The 15,018-nt window shown below is 58.2% G+C and carries 14 protein-coding genes and 1 pseudogene; 12 read left to right on the forward strand and 3 right to left on the reverse strand.

Translation table 11 applies throughout. From position 1 onward, the window contains the following. From Q0721_RS11065 to Q0721_RS11075, 3 genes and pseudogenes are all read left to right on the forward strand, one after another. Window positions 1-390: pseudogene (locus tag Q0721_RS11065) on the forward strand (hypothetical protein); the annotation flags it as partial. A 381-nt stretch (window positions 391-771) separates the two neighbouring features. Then, window positions 772-1,218, forward strand: a complete 447-nt coding sequence (locus tag Q0721_RS11070) for a CBS domain-containing protein (protein ID WP_299029802.1) — start codon at window positions 772-774, stop codon at window positions 1,216-1,218. Further along, complete coding sequence (locus Q0721_RS11075) at window positions 1,215-2,084, forward strand: sulfite exporter TauE/SafE family protein (protein WP_299029805.1); 870 nt, start codon at window positions 1,215-1,217, stop codon at window positions 2,082-2,084. Before Q0721_RS11070 ends, Q0721_RS11075 begins: the two co-directional genes overlap by 4 nt. On the opposite strand, the gene Q0721_RS11080 is transcribed toward Q0721_RS11075, so the two are convergent. Beyond that, window positions 2,057-3,274, reverse strand: a complete 1,218-nt coding sequence (locus Q0721_RS11080; RefSeq protein WP_299029808.1) for an MFS transporter — start codon at window positions 3,272-3,274, stop codon at window positions 2,057-2,059. The two genes, Q0721_RS11075 and Q0721_RS11080, sit on opposite strands and share 28 nt — an antisense overlap. Then, entirely contained in the window at window positions 3,271-3,852 is a 582-nt protein-coding gene (locus Q0721_RS11085; RefSeq protein ID WP_299029811.1) for a Chromate resistance protein ChrB, read from the reverse strand. The genes Q0721_RS11080 and Q0721_RS11085 overlap by 4 nt, the downstream gene beginning before the upstream one ends. A 179-nt stretch (window positions 3,853-4,031) precedes the next feature. Here Q0721_RS11085 and Q0721_RS11090 point away from each other — a divergent pair, with 179 nt between their 5' ends. From Q0721_RS11090 to Q0721_RS11100, 3 genes are read left to right on the forward strand one after another with little or no spacing between them, the layout of a single operon-like run. Beyond that, the gene (locus Q0721_RS11090; protein ID WP_299029814.1) at window positions 4,032-4,385 is read left to right on the forward strand and encodes a hypothetical protein; all 354 of its coding nucleotides are present in this window, start codon (window positions 4,032-4,034) and stop codon (window positions 4,383-4,385) included. A gap of 2 nt (window positions 4,386-4,387) precedes the next feature. Beyond that, the gene (locus tag Q0721_RS11095; RefSeq protein ID WP_299029817.1) at window positions 4,388-5,377 is read left to right on the forward strand and encodes a hypothetical protein; all 990 of its coding nucleotides are present in this window, start codon (window positions 4,388-4,390) and stop codon (window positions 5,375-5,377) included. A gap of 48 nt (window positions 5,378-5,425) precedes the next feature. Beyond that, window positions 5,426-6,916: a serine hydrolase gene (locus Q0721_RS11100; RefSeq protein ID WP_299029820.1), complete on the forward strand. Its 1,491-nt coding sequence runs from the start codon at window positions 5,426-5,428 to the stop codon at window positions 6,914-6,916. On the opposite strand, the gene Q0721_RS11105 is transcribed toward Q0721_RS11100, so the two are convergent. Then, window positions 6,913-7,599 carry a metal-dependent hydrolase gene (locus Q0721_RS11105; protein WP_299029823.1) on the reverse strand — a complete coding sequence of 229 codons (687 nt, stop codon included), beginning with the start codon at window positions 7,597-7,599 and terminating at the stop codon, window positions 6,913-6,915. The genes Q0721_RS11100 and Q0721_RS11105 overlap by 4 nt on opposite strands. Window positions 7,600-7,852: 253 nt before the next feature. Between Q0721_RS11105 and Q0721_RS11110 the strand changes: the two genes are divergently transcribed. From Q0721_RS11110 to Q0721_RS11135, 6 genes are all read left to right on the forward strand, one after another. Further along, window positions 7,853-8,578: a GntR family transcriptional regulator gene (locus Q0721_RS11110; protein WP_299029826.1), complete on the forward strand. Its 726-nt coding sequence runs from the start codon at window positions 7,853-7,855 to the stop codon at window positions 8,576-8,578. A gap of 23 nt (window positions 8,579-8,601) precedes the next feature. Continuing rightward, window positions 8,602-8,886: a PTS sugar transporter subunit IIB gene (locus Q0721_RS11115; RefSeq protein ID WP_299029829.1), complete on the forward strand. Its 285-nt coding sequence runs from the start codon at window positions 8,602-8,604 to the stop codon at window positions 8,884-8,886. Window positions 8,887-9,024: 138 nt separating this feature from the next. Beyond that, window positions 9,025-10,320 (forward strand): PTS ascorbate transporter subunit IIC, encoded by a 1,296-nt coding sequence (locus Q0721_RS11120; RefSeq protein ID WP_299029831.1) that lies wholly within the window; start codon window positions 9,025-9,027, stop codon window positions 10,318-10,320. 78 nt (window positions 10,321-10,398) lie between these two features. Further along, window positions 10,399-11,151 carry an SIS domain-containing protein gene (locus Q0721_RS11125; protein ID WP_299029834.1) on the forward strand — a complete coding sequence of 251 codons (753 nt, stop codon included), beginning with the start codon at window positions 10,399-10,401 and terminating at the stop codon, window positions 11,149-11,151. Between the two features lie 12 nt (window positions 11,152-11,163). Continuing rightward, the gene (locus tag Q0721_RS11130) at window positions 11,164-11,592 is read left to right on the forward strand and encodes a PTS sugar transporter subunit IIA (RefSeq protein ID WP_299029837.1); all 429 of its coding nucleotides are present in this window, start codon (window positions 11,164-11,166) and stop codon (window positions 11,590-11,592) included. 191 nt (window positions 11,593-11,783) lie between these two features. Beyond that, window positions 11,784-14,525 (forward strand): HAD-IC family P-type ATPase, encoded by a 2,742-nt coding sequence (locus tag Q0721_RS11135; protein ID WP_299029840.1) that lies wholly within the window; start codon window positions 11,784-11,786, stop codon window positions 14,523-14,525. Window positions 14,526-15,018: the final 493 nt, after the last annotated feature.

The following is a 15,018-nucleotide window of genomic DNA, read 5'->3' on the forward strand; positions in this document are numbered from 1 at the left end:
CCGACCACCCCGAGCCCGGAGCCGACTGAGGTGACGCCCTCACCGACCACCCCGACCGAGGTGACTGTGTTGCCCCCAGAGGGCACCTCCACTCCCACGCCTTCAGAAACGCCGGTGGGCACCGCAACGGCTATTGTTCCCCCCACTGGTGGCACCCCGACCCCCGATCCCGGCCAGCCTACGCAGCCGACCACCCCGCCGACCCTCCCTCCGCCGCCCCCGCCTTCGGGTGGTCAGCCCGGCCTGCTCATTCCGGTGACCGGTGCGGACCAGACCCAGACCCATCATCTCATGATCTCATTCCTGGCTTTCCTGGGGATGACCTTCCTCGGCCTGGGCATGCTGACCCAGAGCGCCGCACGGCGTGTTGAAAACACCATTCGGCACTAAGACCTCAGGTCTGGATCCTCAATCGAGCCCCTGCCCAGCGCAGGGGCTTGTGATTCTCAACCGCCCCAACTACAGGACTCGAGGGGATCCGCAATTCTCTAGCGGTGGGTCATTGACTACCGCTAGGTGCATATCCGTATTGACGCGAATTGCCAAATTTGATACGATTTATCTGTAAATGGGCGCCGTTGAAAACCACCTATCACAGAATGAGTAAAAAGGCGACCCCGTCCCGGCCCAATAGGTAGGATTGTGATATGATGAGATTAGGTAAAAGCATGCACCCACCCGTAGTAAACACACCGCTCCTACCCTATCTCTAATGCTATTTACCCCGCCTTATTCGCCCTGCTCATCTTATCAATCCAGGAGGCTACTTTGATGAATACCGTGCGACACATTCTTCAAGTCAAAGGGGATTATATCTGGTCTATCAGCCCCGAAGCCACCGTTTATGAAGCCCTGCGCATGATGGCCAACAAAGACGTTGGCGCGCTGGCCGTCATGGAAGGCGAGCGCCTGGTGGGCATCATCTCCGAACGCGATTACGCGCGCAAAGTCATCCTGCACGGCAAGGCATCCAAAGACACCCTGGTGCGCGAGATCATGACCACCGAACTTTATCCCGTGCATCCCGATCAAACGGTGGAAGAGTGCATGGAACTGATGACCTACAAGCGCACCCGCTACTTGCCAGTGATGGAAGGCGACCGCTTGCTGGGCATCATCTCCATCGGCGACGTGGTCAAAGATATTATCAGCCGCCAGCGGCGTATCATCAGCACGCTGGAAGATCGCCTCAAAGAAAGCGGGCCGAGCACTATTTGAAGCCTCGCGACGTCCATGGCTCCGCACACAAGGTTGAGGCCTCCTACCCAGTACGGCGTGTGGGAGTGGCGTTTCTGAGTGCGGTGCCGATCGGGCTGGTTGGCACCCTGATCGGCCTGGGCGGGGCGGAGTTTCGCCTGCCCCTTTTGGTGGGGGTACTTGGCTATTCCAGCCGCCGCGCCGTCCCCTTGAATCTGGCCATCAGTTTTCTGACCCTGGGGATGGCACTCTTTGTGCGCGGGCGGGTGCTGCCATGGGGGCAGGTAATGGCGTTCTGGCCCTTGCTGGGCGCTTTGCTCCTGGGCAGCCTGAGCGCGGCATTCTGGGGTGCCGGATGGCTGCCGCGCTTGCGTCAGAGTCACTTGGAGCGGGCCATCTTTGGGCTTTTGGCGGGGCTGGGGTTGCTATTAATTGTCGAGGCAGGTGTGCCCTTGCTGCCAGCCGGGAGAGGCCTCGCCACTGGAGCGGCTCAATATCCGGTGGCTTTCATCGCCGGCTTGGGCATTGGCCTAGTTAGCAGCCTGCTCGGTGTGGCCGGGGGCGAACTGATTATCCCCACGCTAATCTTTATTTTCGGCATGGAGATCAAGCTAGCCGGCTCGGCCAGCGTGTTGATTGGTCTGCTCACGGTAACCATCGGTTTGTTACGCCACCTGCACCAAGGCCGCCTGAGCCCCCAGGAGGGCCTGCAGGTGATCCTGCCTATGGGGGCAGGCACCTTCCTGGGGGCCTGGCTCGCCGGTCCGCTCCTCGGGCAGATAGCGCCCGGCGCGCTTAAGTTCCTACTGGGACTAATCCTCTTGGTCTCGGCCTGGCGCGTGTTTCGTCCCACCCGCGCTCACGCCGCAGGAGCAGATGCTGAGTAACTGCGCTGAAGGGCTGCGAATGCCGCCAGTGCCAGCACCTCCATCACCACTACAAAAGTCAGCAATCCGCTCAGGGAGCGCTCATAGAGCAGGCCTAGGGTTGCCCCGCTGATGAACCAGGCAGCGCCGTAGAGGGTGTTGAAAATGCCGTATGCCGAGGCACGGCGCGCTTTACCGATCATATCGGCGATGGCTGCCCGCATGACCGTCTCATGAGCCGACATGACCACGCCCCACAACACCACGCTGATCAGCGCCAGGGTAGCACTGCGCGAAAAACCCAAGAAGGGGATCGGCAGGGTTAGCAACGGGATTAGCAGCATTCCTTTCAGGCCAATACGGTCGTAGATGCGGCCGATTCCCAGGGCTGCCACCGCATCAACGCCCATGGTCAGAGCATAAAGGAAAGCGATTTGGTCAGGGGGAAACAGGCCAATGGCGTTCCAGTGATACGAAAGCACGGCAAAGGTGGCAAAGCCGGCGACGCTGAACAGCGTAAACAGCGCGTAGAAGGTAAAGGCGCGGGGCAGGCGCGTGCTGGTTGCGTCGGTTGCGCGGCTTTCCTTTTCGAGGCGTTCAGGGGTGGGTACCCGCAAACGTGCAACGGTCAGGGTGGCCAGCATCAGGATGGCCGGGATCCACAGCAGGTTGAATCCGTCGCGGTAGGATTGGCGCACGGCAAAGACCAGTCCGAAGAGGAGCGGCCCGGCCACGCCACCAATCTGGTCAATAAACTCGTGCAGGGCGAAGCCTCGTCCGCGCCCGGTTTGGGCGGTGGCGTGGGAGAGGATGGTATCACGCGCTGGGGAGCGGATGGCTTTGCCAATGCGTTCCAAAATGAGCAACGCAGCGGCCAGTTCCCAGCGGTTCACAAACGCCAGCAGGGGAATGCACAGGATCAGGCCATAGCCGATAAAAGTGGCAGCCCAGTACGCCCGTGTGCGGTCCGCCAGATAGCCGCTGACTAGGCGCAGGGCATAGCCGAGGAATTCACCCAATCCGGAAACTACCCCCACCGCCGCGGCGCTGGCACCCAGGAAGAGCAGGTAAGGCCCGGCAATGCCCCGCGCAGTTTCATAGGTCACATCTCCCAAGGCGCTGACCAGGCCCAGGATGAGGATCAATTGCCAGGAAAGGCTCTGGCGCTGGGATTCGCTCAGTGTGGCAGGCGAAGAGGATGTGGATTTCATGGTATTGTATCTCCCGAATCAAAGGTTTGAGATGACGAAACCGCTGGCGGCTCGAGGCCTTGGCGGCTATACACTTGAGCAGCAAAGGTGGCGAAAGCCTGACGACACGCCTCCAGTGCACGGGTAGCAGATTCGGCCTGGGCAGCGCCGAAGAAATCACGCGCGCGAATCTTGCCCAGCCAGTGCTCCAGTTTTTGCAGGTCTTCTTCGATTTCTTCCATCTCAGCAAAAGTGAATTTCTCCTGCTGGGTCTCTTTGGCGATCTCGGCCAGAAAATCCTGGCAACGTCCCACAAATTCGCCGTACTCCTCATCGCGGTCGGCGCAAAAGCGCTTGCGGATGAGCGCTTCTGCCGCGGGGGAGTGCGCCTGGGCGTGGAATAGAAAGGCCTCACCCCCTTGCTGACGAATGAAACCCAGCAGTTCGTTCAACCATTGCCAAAGATCGTCTCGCTCGGGCAGCACCCACACGCCGTTCTGCAGGCCCAGCGCACCAATCTGGCGCATCTTGCGCCAAACCATGACCCGCAGGCTGGAAGGTGTGGCTGGAAGTTGGGGCAAAAAAAGCAACCACTGCACTGGAAAGCCCTCATTGAAACAAGTGTTGCACGGATTATACCATCCCCAACCCTAAATTGCAACACTTGTTTCTCGCTTCTCTGTGATATGCACCCACGGAGGAAACCTGTGCGTGGGCAGCGATGGTAAAATCAGAGCGGTGTTGGAGAAGATCCCTTGTTTAGAAAGGACGCGCGGGCATGTACCTGGTGCTGATGGTGGTGGACAATGAACGCTTTGTGAATCCCTTGTTGGTGCGGTGGGAGCGGGTGGGGGTTAGTGGAGTGACCATCTTGGAAAGCACGGGTTGGGCGCGCCGCAGCTGCAAGCGCCCCCTGGCCTTGCGTTACCTCTATGGGCAAAGCGGAGGCCGTGAGGCGGTTGGCAATTACACCCTGCTGGTCATTGTCCCGGATGAGGCGATGGCGCGGCGCTGCCTGGAAGAAGCCGAGGCATTGATCGGTGATCTGGATCAACCCGATACTGGCGTCTTCGCGGCCTGGCCCCTGGCACTGGTTAAGGGTGTTCCTTCACAACCGGGTACTGAGGATTAGCCATGGTCTGGCTTGTCTTTCTGGTTAGTTCGGGCATCATAGTTTTAGCGGCGGTGCGTTTGGCCGAGTATGGGGATGCCATTGCTTTGCGCACCGGGTTGGGGCGCCTCTTTGTTGGCGCTATCTTCATCGCCGCGGCCACCTCCTTGCCCGAAGTGCTCACCACTTACAATGCCATCAACCAAGGTGAAGCCAACCTGGCCGCTGGCAACCTCTTGGGAAGTAACATGTTCAATATGGCCCTGCTGGCGGTGTTGGACCTGGTTTTCCGCAGGCGACGCATCCTGCGCACTGCGGCGCTCAAACATGCTCTTTCCGGCAGCCTGGCTGTGTTGATAATTGGTATGGCCGTTTTTTTCATCCTGGCGGATATTCGCTGGCAGATTGGCTGGGTTGGTGGCGATAGCCTACTGATCATCCTGGCCTACCTGCTGGCCGTGCGCTTGCTACAACGCCATCAGTACGTGGCTGGGATGACCTTGGATGAGGAAACCATCCCGCCCGGCACACCAAGCCTGGGCGTTGCGCTGTTTGGCTTTGGCGTAGCTACGGTGGCGTTGGTATATGTGACGCCTTGGTTGGTGCGCAGCAGCGCCGAGATTGCGACTCTTACCGGCCTGGGCACCACGTTCATCGGAACAACGTTGGTGGCACTCGTCACCTCCCTGCCCGAACTAGTGACCACCGTCTCGGCTGCCCAATTGGGTGCCGATGACATGGCAATTGGCAATCTTTTTGGCAGCAACCTGTTTAACATGTTTGCGCTGGGTCTGGCGGATGTCTTCTACGTGCCGGGGCGCTTTTTGGCGGCAATTGACCCGGCCTTTGTCTTGGTTGGGTTGCTGGGCATGCTGCTAACCACGCTGGCGCTGGTGGGCAATTTGATCCGGTTGGAGCGTCGTTGGGGCATGCTGGAAGCCGATGCGCTGCTGATTGGCGTGGTGTATCTGGCCGGGCTGTGGCTGCTCTACCAGCGCGGGATCACGCCATGAGGTCAGTGGTGGTAAAATTCCTGCGGCTGCAATTAGGAGGCGCTTGCATTGCGAAGAAGTCGTAGTCCCATCATCCTGCGCTGGGTCTCGGTTGTTCTAATTTTGCTGGCGGTGCTGCTCACGGTCATCCAACTGGTGCGTTTCAGCCGCTTGCGTGAGACCTTCCCCGCCGGTACGCGCATCGCTGGCGTGCCCGTGGGCGGGCTAGATCGCCAGCAAGCCGCTCAGCGCCTGACCCAGGTATATGGCTTGCCGGTTGAACTGCGCTATGGAGAGGCCATCATTCAGTTGCGCCCGTCCCAGGTGGATTTCCGCCTCGACCTGGAGGGCATGCTGGCGGCGGCCGAACAACAACGCCAGAGTGCGCAATCGTTCTGGGCCGCTTTTTGGGATTTTCTATGGAGTCGGCGCCCTCGCGCGATAGAGGTACCGCTCCGTGCCACCTACTCCCCAGCCCGTCTGCGCGCTTTTCTAGAGAATGAGGTGGCCACGCGCTACGATCAGCCCCCCACCCCTGCCGAGCCGATCCCGGGCAGCACGACCTTCAACCCGGGCAAACCCGGCACCGTGATGGATGTGGAGCGCACACTGACTTTGGTGGACTCGGCCCTGCGGAGCCCCACCCGCCGCACGGTCAATGTGGTGTTTACTCAAACCGCGCCACCGCGCCCTTCGCTGCAAAACCTGGAGGTGATGCTACGCCAGGTTCTGAGCACCAACAATTTCGACGGCGTGGCCGAGGTTTATCTACTAGACCTGCAGAATGGGCAGGAACTGGACCTGGCCTATGCCTATGGGCAAAAAGTCGCGCCGGGGATTGCTTTCACCGCTGCCAGCACGATGAAAATCCCGATCATGGTCTCGGTCTTCCGGCGCCTGGAGGAACCTCTGCCGGCGGAGATTGCCAACCTGATGGAGGCGATGATCGAATTCTCAGAAAACGACCCTGCGGATCGCCTGATGGAGCAAGTGATGGATAAAAACCTGGGGCCGCTGATGGTCACAGAGGATATCCGCACTTTGGGGTTGGAAAACACCTTTTTAGCCGGCTTCTTCTACCCTGGCGCTCCCCTGTTGCGCCGTTTCCAGACCCCCGCCAACCAGCGCACAGACGTCTCAACCGACCCCGACCCTTATAACCAAACCACGGCTATGGACGCGGGCACGCTGCTGGGCGATATCTATCAATGCGCTCAGACTGGCGGGGGGACGTTTGCTGCCGCCTTTCCGGGGCAGATCACCCAAAGCGAATGCCGCCTCATGATCAATTACCTGGCGCGTAACCGCATCGCCGTGCTCATCGAGGCTGGTCTGCCGGAAGGCACGCAAATTGCCCACAAGCACGGGTGGGTGACCGACCCGCGTGATGGACTGATTCACACCATTAGCGATGCGGCGATCGTCTATACCCCGGGGGGCAATTACGTGCTGGTAATCTTCCTCTACCACCCGGTGCAGTTATTGTTTGACCCCGCCAACCTGCTCATCGCCAATTTGAGCCAGGCGGTGTATAACTTCTACAATCTTGCCGCGCGCTAGGGCAAGGTGAATGACTCGCCGGGGCGCAGCAGGTGCACTTGGGCCGTTGTTTCCTGCTCCACGCGTTGCGCCCAAGTGCGTGCATCCTGGGCGATCAGGTTGAAGGTATCATAGTGAATAGGGATGACGTGCTTGGGCTGGAGCAACTTGACAGCGCGCAGGGCGTCTTCAGGGCCCATGGTGTAATTATCCCCGATGGGGATAACAGCCAAATCCAGGCCCTCTTCGCCGATCAGGCGCATATCGCCGAACAGACCAGTGTCACCCGCCAGGTAGACCTTTTTACCTTCATGGGTGGTGATCAGAAAACCGGCCGGGTTGCCGCCGTAGGAGCCGTCGGGCAGGGCAGAGCCGTGCAGCGCCGGGGTGAGTTTTACATAGCCGAAGGGATGACGATGCCCACCGCCAATGTGCTGGGCGTGAGTCTTAACACCTTTGGCTGCCAGCCAGTTGCAGATCTCGAAGTTGCTGATGACCAGCGCGCCAGTGCGCTTGGCAATGGCCACCGTATCGCCGATGTGATCGCCGTGGCCATGGCTGACCAAGATAAACTGGGCTTTAACCCTATCCGCGCCGGTACTGGCAGCCGGATTCCCGCTAAAGAACGGATCTACCAGCACGTCATAATCTCCGATTTTGAGCCCCAGCGTAGCATGTCCATACCAAGTGAGCGTCAGACTCATGACACACCTCCAAAATAAGGCACAGGTTGGATAAGCGACTGTTAAAATGTTACTCCAAGACGGGGGGCAAATGCAACCGGCTATGACGAAAGATTCTGGCAGTCCTTCGTAATGTAGGTGCACTACTGCGGGGCGAGGGGGATCCGGTTGGCGAGCCGAGCCCCCTGGCAAGGGATTGTGAACCTTAAAATATTTTGACAAGCGGACAAAAATTTTGTATAGTCTATAGTGGTATAGACCAGGATTGACCGGTATGGAACTCAACGCGAACAGCCCCATTCCCCTCTACATCCAATTGAAAGAACTGCTCGTGCGGCAGATTCGACGTGGAGAGTTACGTCCGCATGATCGGTTGCCTTCAGAGCGTGAACTGAGCGAGTGTTATGGGATCAGCCGCATGACAGTGCGTCAGGCCCTTCAACTGTTGGTCAAGGAAGGTGTGCTCTACACCGCTGCCGGTAAGGGCACCTACGTCAGCGAGGTGCTGTTTGAGCAGGATCATGCCCTGACTGGCTTTTCGGAGCAGATGCAACGTGCCAATCTGCAGGCTTCTAGCCGTGTGCTGGAAGCCACCGTCATCCCGGCTACGCCCTACGTGGCAGGCAAACTGGAGGTTTCCCCCAACAGCGGGGTGATCTTACTGAAGCGCCTGCGCTTGGCGAACGAAAAGCCAGTCGCCATTGAAACCGCCTACCTGCCCCAGAATTTGTGCCCCGACTTACTGAGACATGATTTCTCCCGTGCTTCGCTTTACGCGGTATTGCGGGAGGAATACGGCTTGGTTCCCACTACTGCCATTCAGGTGGTAGAGGCAGCCCTGGCCAACGTGGAAGAAGCACGCCTGCTTGAGCTACATCCCCCAGCGGCGGTTTTGCGTATGGAACGGGTCACCCGCAACGCACAGAACGCCGTGCTCGAGTATGTCGAATCGGTGTATCGTGGGGATCGCTATAAATTCTACGCCCATCTCAGGGCTTAAACCTCGATCATGGGAGGCTAGTCATGCTCACAATTCTGACCGTCTGCGGCGTTGGTATGGGAAGCAGCCTGCTCTTGCGTATGTACACCGAGGATGTGCTCAAAGAACTGGGGATTGAAGCCCAGGTCCAGGCCTCAGATGCCACACAGGCCCGCGGGGCACGGGTAGACCTCATCCTCACCTCGCCGGCACTGGTGCCGGTTTGCTCGGGGGGGCACGCACCGGTGCGGGCGATTAAGTCATTTGTCAACAAAGAGGAAATTCGCAATGTACTTACCGAATTCCTCAAGGAAAAGGGACTGATTTAGGCGGGAGAGACCGTCCCGACCGAAAGGAGGTGATTTTATCGGCAGAGGCGTGAATAGGTAAGAGTTTCATGCGTTGAGGGGGGCCCATTTTGTGCTCGATCATAAGTCGCTACCAATCCCTTCAGGAGGAGGATGTTTATGGATACTCTGATTGCAATAGCCCGATTCATTGCTGATAACATCTTTAGCCAGCCAGCCATTTTGGTCGGTCTGATCGCCATGATCGGCCTTCTGGTGCAGAAGAAGCCCTTCAGCGATGTGGTCACCGGGACGATCAAGACGGCAGTAGGCTTTCTGATCATGTCGCGTGGGGCGGGCATTGTGGTGGAGGCCCTGAATAATTTCACCCCCATTCTACAAAGTGCTTTTGGTCTGCCGCAGGTGGAATTGGGCGGTATGGGCCTGGATACTCTCATTGCTACTTATGGTGGCGCGGCCAGCCTGATTATGGCGTTTGGGTTCATCATTCACGTCTTGCTGGCGCGCTTCACCAAGTTCAAGTACATTTACCTGACCGGTCACCTGATGTTCTGGATTGCATTGGTGCTGGTGGCGGTCATGCTGGAGATCAACCCCAATATCTCCATGTTCACCATGGTAGCGGTCGGTTCGGTCATCATCGCCTTGTACTGGACCTTCCAGCCAGCCTACATTCAGCCCTGGATGCGCAAAGTGACCGGTACCGATGATCTGGCCCTTGGCCACACCTCATCCAGTGGCGCTTTCCTCTCCGCAGTGCTGGGCAAATACGTGGGCAAACCTGAAGATAGCACCGAGAAATTGTCCCTGCCCAAGTGGTTGACCTTCTTCCGGGATGTGACGGTGGCCACTGGCGTGGTCATTGCCATTGTGGTGGTTATCGCTGCATTGGCCGCTGGCCCGGCTGCCGTGGCCGATAAGGCGGGTGGTTTGAACTATATTGTGTACGCCGTGTTACAGGGGCTGGTCTTTGCGGTGGGGATCACCGTGTTGCTGGTGGGTGTGCGCATGGTGCTAGGTGAAATCATCCCCGCGTTCCGCGGTATTGCACTGCGCATCGTCCCCAATGCCAAGCCCGCGTTGGACTGCCCCATCGTCTTTGATTATGCACCCACCGCCGTGCTCTTTGGCTTCCTCTCCGCCTTTGTGGTCTTCATTGTCCTGATGGTGCTCTTCGGCGCCCTGGGCTGGGCGGTGATCGTACCGCCAATGATTATGCTCTTCTTCCCTGGCGGTACCTGTGGCGTCTTTGGTAACTCCACTGGCGGTGTGCGCGGTGCCATCTTGGGAGGTGCCATTAACGGTCTCTTCCTGGCGGTCGGTCAGGCGATCACCATGCCCATGCTGAGCACCACCGCGCCGCAACTGGCCCAATTAGCTGATCCCGACTGGTACATCATTATCTGGGTTTTCAAACCGCTGCTCTCGCTGATCCTGCCGCTCTTTGGCGGTTAAGTCGGGGCGACCTAAATGGCGGCTGGGCCATTCATGGCCCGGCCGCCTCATTCGCTTTCCAAGGAGGAACATCACTTTATGGATAGTTCATCGGGCATTGAGCATTACTTTGAAGCCGTATTTCACACGTTAGCGACGGTGCGCCAAACCGAAGCCGCAACCATGGCACAGGTGGCCGAACGGGTCACCGCCTCGCTGGTGCAAGGCGGGGTGCTACACATCTTCGGTGCTGGTCATGCCCACCTGCTGGCTGAAGAAATCAGTTACCGCGCCGGGGGGTTGGTGCCGGTCAACCCCATTCTGGATATCGGTTATACACTGATGGCAAACCCCCCCTCGCGCACGACCGCCTTGGAACGTCTGGAAGGGTATGCCCGCACGTTAATGGACGGTTACGACCTACGCCCGGGTGAGGTGCTGATCGTCTTTTCCCAATCTGGGATCAACCCGGGGCCGGTAGAGGTGGCGCTCTACGGGAAAGAGAAGGGATTGATCGTGGTGGCTATCACATCGTTGATGCAATCGCGTGCCCAGGCCAGCCGCCATTCCAGCGGTAAACGCGTTTTTGAGATTGCCGATTTTGTAATTGATACGCACATTCCCCCGGGCGATGCGGCGGTAGAGATCGCGCCGGGGTTGCCCCGCGTGGCCCCGCTTTCAACCGTGGTTGGGGCCGCCATTCTGCAAGCCCTGGTCGCCGAGGTGGCAATGCGCTGGTATCACACCCAGGGCACGCTCCCGCCGGTATGGATGTCGGCCAACCTGCCGGAGGGCGATCGCTACAACCAGCAGTGGATTGCCCAATTTCCCAGTCGGCGCAGGTCTTTCTAGGGGCGGTCGGATATGTTGAGCCGTGAGACGATTGCCCTGCGTGTGCCAGCAACGACTTGGGAAGACGCGGTGCGTGTGGCCGGCCAGTTACTGGTCGCCGCTGGGGCTGCTGAGCCCAGGTATATTGAGGGGATGATCCGTACCGTGCGCGAACTTGGGCCGTACAGTGTCATCATGCCAGGGGTGGCCATCCCCCATGCCCGCCCGGAGGAAGGGGCGCTGCGCGAAGGTTTTTCCTTGATCACTTTGGCCGAGCCCGTGCTGTTTGGCAATCCCGATAATGACCCTGTCCATGTGGTGATTGCCTTTTGTGCCCCCGATGCTGGCGCCCACTTAGAAACCCTGCGCCACTTGGCCGAATTTCTGGGGCAACCCGAAGTAGTTGCGCGCCTGCTCGCGGCCGAAACGCCAGATGACGTGCTAGCCATGCTCAAGGCGTGATGACGCCTAGCAGATGGTGCTTGGCTTCGAGCACTGTTAGGAAGTCCTGAGGTTTGTAGTTACGTAATAGGTGGAAACGGTATGAGGGGCTCTGGGGTTTCCCAGGGCCTTTTATGTTTTGTATAATATGCCCGAGGGGGGAGCGGCTCGTCTGGTCATCATGAGGCATAGATTATGGAAAGGAGGATGAGATGAGCAAGGATACGGTGACCTCGGGCATACAGTTCCGTGAGCCCTCCGGACGTGTGATCCCCTGGCATGCGCTCGATGAAAAGACGCTTCTGCGGAAGTTGCAGACCCGCTTGGATGGGCTGACCCCCGAGGAGGCAGCTGAGCGCCTGCGCGAGTTTGGACGTAACGAATTGCCCGAGCGCAAACCCCCTACTTTATTGCAAGTCCTTTTGCATCAATTTGCCAGCCCTCTCATTTACATCCTGCTCATTGCCGGTGTCATCGCGCTGTTCATGCAGGATTATAAAGATGCTTTTTTTATTTTTGCAGTGGTCCTGGTTAACGCGGTGATTGGTACGGCCCAGGAGTGGCAAGCCGAGCAGAGCGCGCACGCTTTGCAAACGATGATTAAGGTCAAAGCACGGGTGCGGCGCGCGGGGCATCAATTGTGGATAGAGAGTGAAGAGGTGGTGCCCGGCGACGTGCTGCTGCTCGAATCGGGCGACCGTGTACCGGCGGATATGCGCCTGCTTCAGGTCAATAACCTGACCCTGGATGAGGCCTTTCTGACCGGCGAATCGCAGGGGGTGGTGAAACGTGCCGAGCCCATTCCGGCAGAGGTGCCGATTAGCGAACGGGTGAACATGGCATACGCGGGTTCCATCGTGCTTACCGGGCGGGGGCTGGGGGTAGTGGTAGCTACCGGCGCGTACACAGAGGTGGGTAAGATTGCTCGGGTGATCAAAGAGGAGGAAGGCGCTAAAGCGCCGCTGATCATCCGCATGGAACGCTTTGCCCGCCAAATCAGCCTCATCGTGCTGGGATTTGCCGGCCTGCTGGGTGTGGTGTCGTTTTCGCGGGGTGAGCCCCTGAACGAGGTTTTCATCCTGGTGGTGGCGCTGGCCGTTTCGGCTATCCCCGAAGGATTGCCGGTTGCCATGACGGTGGCGCTTTCGTTGGCCACACGGCGGATGGCCAAACGTCACGTCATTGTGCGCAAATTGGCGGCGGTGGAGAGTCTGGGCAGTTGCACGTTAATCGCCAGCGACAAGACCGGCACACTGACCGTTAACCAGCAGACGGTTAAGGAAATTGTCTTGCCCGAGGGTACTGAAATTGTAATCAGTGGTCAGGGCTATAACGATGAGGGAGAGGCCAGCCTAAAGACGCATGAACCCCTGAGTGAGGCCCTTGTGGCCCGTTTACGCGCTATGGCGGTAGATGCTACCCTGTGCAACGAGGCCACCTTTGTGCGCGAGGAGGGGCGTTGGAAGTATTCGGGAGATTCGATGGATGTGGCACTGCTGGCGCTAGCGGCCAAACTGGGGCTTTCGAACCAGGAGGTGCGTCGAGAACACCCCAAACTGGCCGAGATTCCCTTTGAATCCGAAAAGCGCTACTCCGCCGTACTCTACGCCACTCCTTCGGGGCGGCGTTTAGTGGTCAAGGGAGCAGTGGAAACGGTTCTGGGCTTCTGCGAGCACGCCCGTTCACCTGATGGCGAGCAACCGCTGGCGGCAGAGGCGCTGGCGGAATTGGCCGTGCGCAAGGCCAAGGAAGGTTACCGTGTGCTGGCATTGGCAGGCAAGGATTTGAGCCCTGGCGAGGCCCCCACGTTGAGCGAGGCTGATCTGCAAGGCATGGTTTTCGAGGCTCTGCTCTGCTTTATTGACCCGCTTCGTCCCGAAGCCAAAGAGGCCGTAGAGACCGCTCATCGCGCCGGCGTCAAGGTGGTAATGATCACCGGTGATCATCCGGCGACGGCGCTAGCTATCGCTCGGGAGTTAGGCATTGCAGAAAGTCAGGAAGAGGTCATTACCGGTCAGGAGTTAGACGAGATCGGCACACCAGAGGTACCGGAGTTTTACGAGACAATTCGGCATAAGACGGTGTTTGCTCGGGTAACGCCTGAGCAAAAGTTGCAAATCGTGGATGGTTTCATCCGCTTGGGTGAGTTCGTGGCTGTCAACGGGGATGGGGTGAACGATGCGCCGGCGCTCAAAAAGGCCAATATTGGCGTAGCGATGGGGTCGGGCACGGATATTGCCAAAGACACGGCGACCATCATTATTACCGACGATAACTTTGCTTCTATTGTGGCGGGCATTGAGGAAGGCCGTTACGCTTACGCCAATGTGCGCAAAGTGACGCTCTTGCTCATCTCCACCGGTCTGGCGGAATTGGTACTGTTGGGCACTGCAATTTTGCTCAACCTGCCCCTGCCGCTGGTGGCCGTACAGATTTTGTGGCTGAACATGGTGACGAACGGGATTCAGGATGTAGCCCTGGCTTTTGAGGGGGGTGAACCGGGGGTGATGAAGCAGAAGCCGCGTGATCCCAAAGAGGGCATTTTCAACCGCAAGATGATCGAACTGGTGCTGATTAGCGGACTGACCATGGCTTTGGGGTGCTTTGTCGCCTGGATCTGGCTCATTCGGCAGGATGTGGATATTGAGACCAAACGTGCCTTGTTATTGACTCTGCTGGTGCTGATGCAGTTTTACCATGTGCTCAATTGCCGCTCTGAAGAGGAATCGGCTTTTCGGGTGCCATGGCGGCGCAATCCGGTATTGGCGATTGGCATGGTAGTGGCGCTGGGGCTGCACATTCTGGCAACCGAGGTGCCGCTGCTACAGTCGCTGCTTCGCTTGCCCTCCATTCCGCTCATGCAGTGGCTACTCATGGGCGTGCTGGCTTCGATCGTGCTGTGGGTGGTTGAGATCTACAAAGCCGTGCAGCGTCGCAGAGCGGCCCGGGTGTAAAAATGATCGCACCAATGGTACCTGCGCTATTAGAAACATTTACAGGTATGGCAGGATAACTTGGCAAGTTGAAGGGGGACGTAGGTGTATCAACAGAGCGCTCAGGCTTTGCCAAGGTCAGGAATGTGGGCAGGCATTTTTGCGTTTGGCTACCTCTGGAGCATGATGGTTATCTGAGGGCAGCACACTCGTTGGGGCAGGGGCAAAGAGCGCGCGATTTGCGCATTAGTACAACCTTTTACCAAAGTAACCCATTCAAATCATTACGCATTGAGGCCATGGTTGATCAGGCGCGTTCTGGGCAAAGTTTCCAGAACGCGGGTTGAAGGGAACGGGCCGTGCTTCCAGTTGGGATTTGTCGGCAATTTACCCACCGTAAGGCACGCATTTGGTCGGTCCTGCCTAATCCAAAATGCAAATGTGACGGGCGATTAGTGACAATTGTCACTATTGACGACTTGGAAGTAGAAGATAAAATTGGCATTCGATAGTT

The sequence above is a fragment of the uncultured Thermanaerothrix sp. genome (assembly GCF_938028735.1).
Lineage (GTDB): Bacteria > Chloroflexota > Anaerolineae > Anaerolineales > Anaerolineaceae > Thermanaerothrix.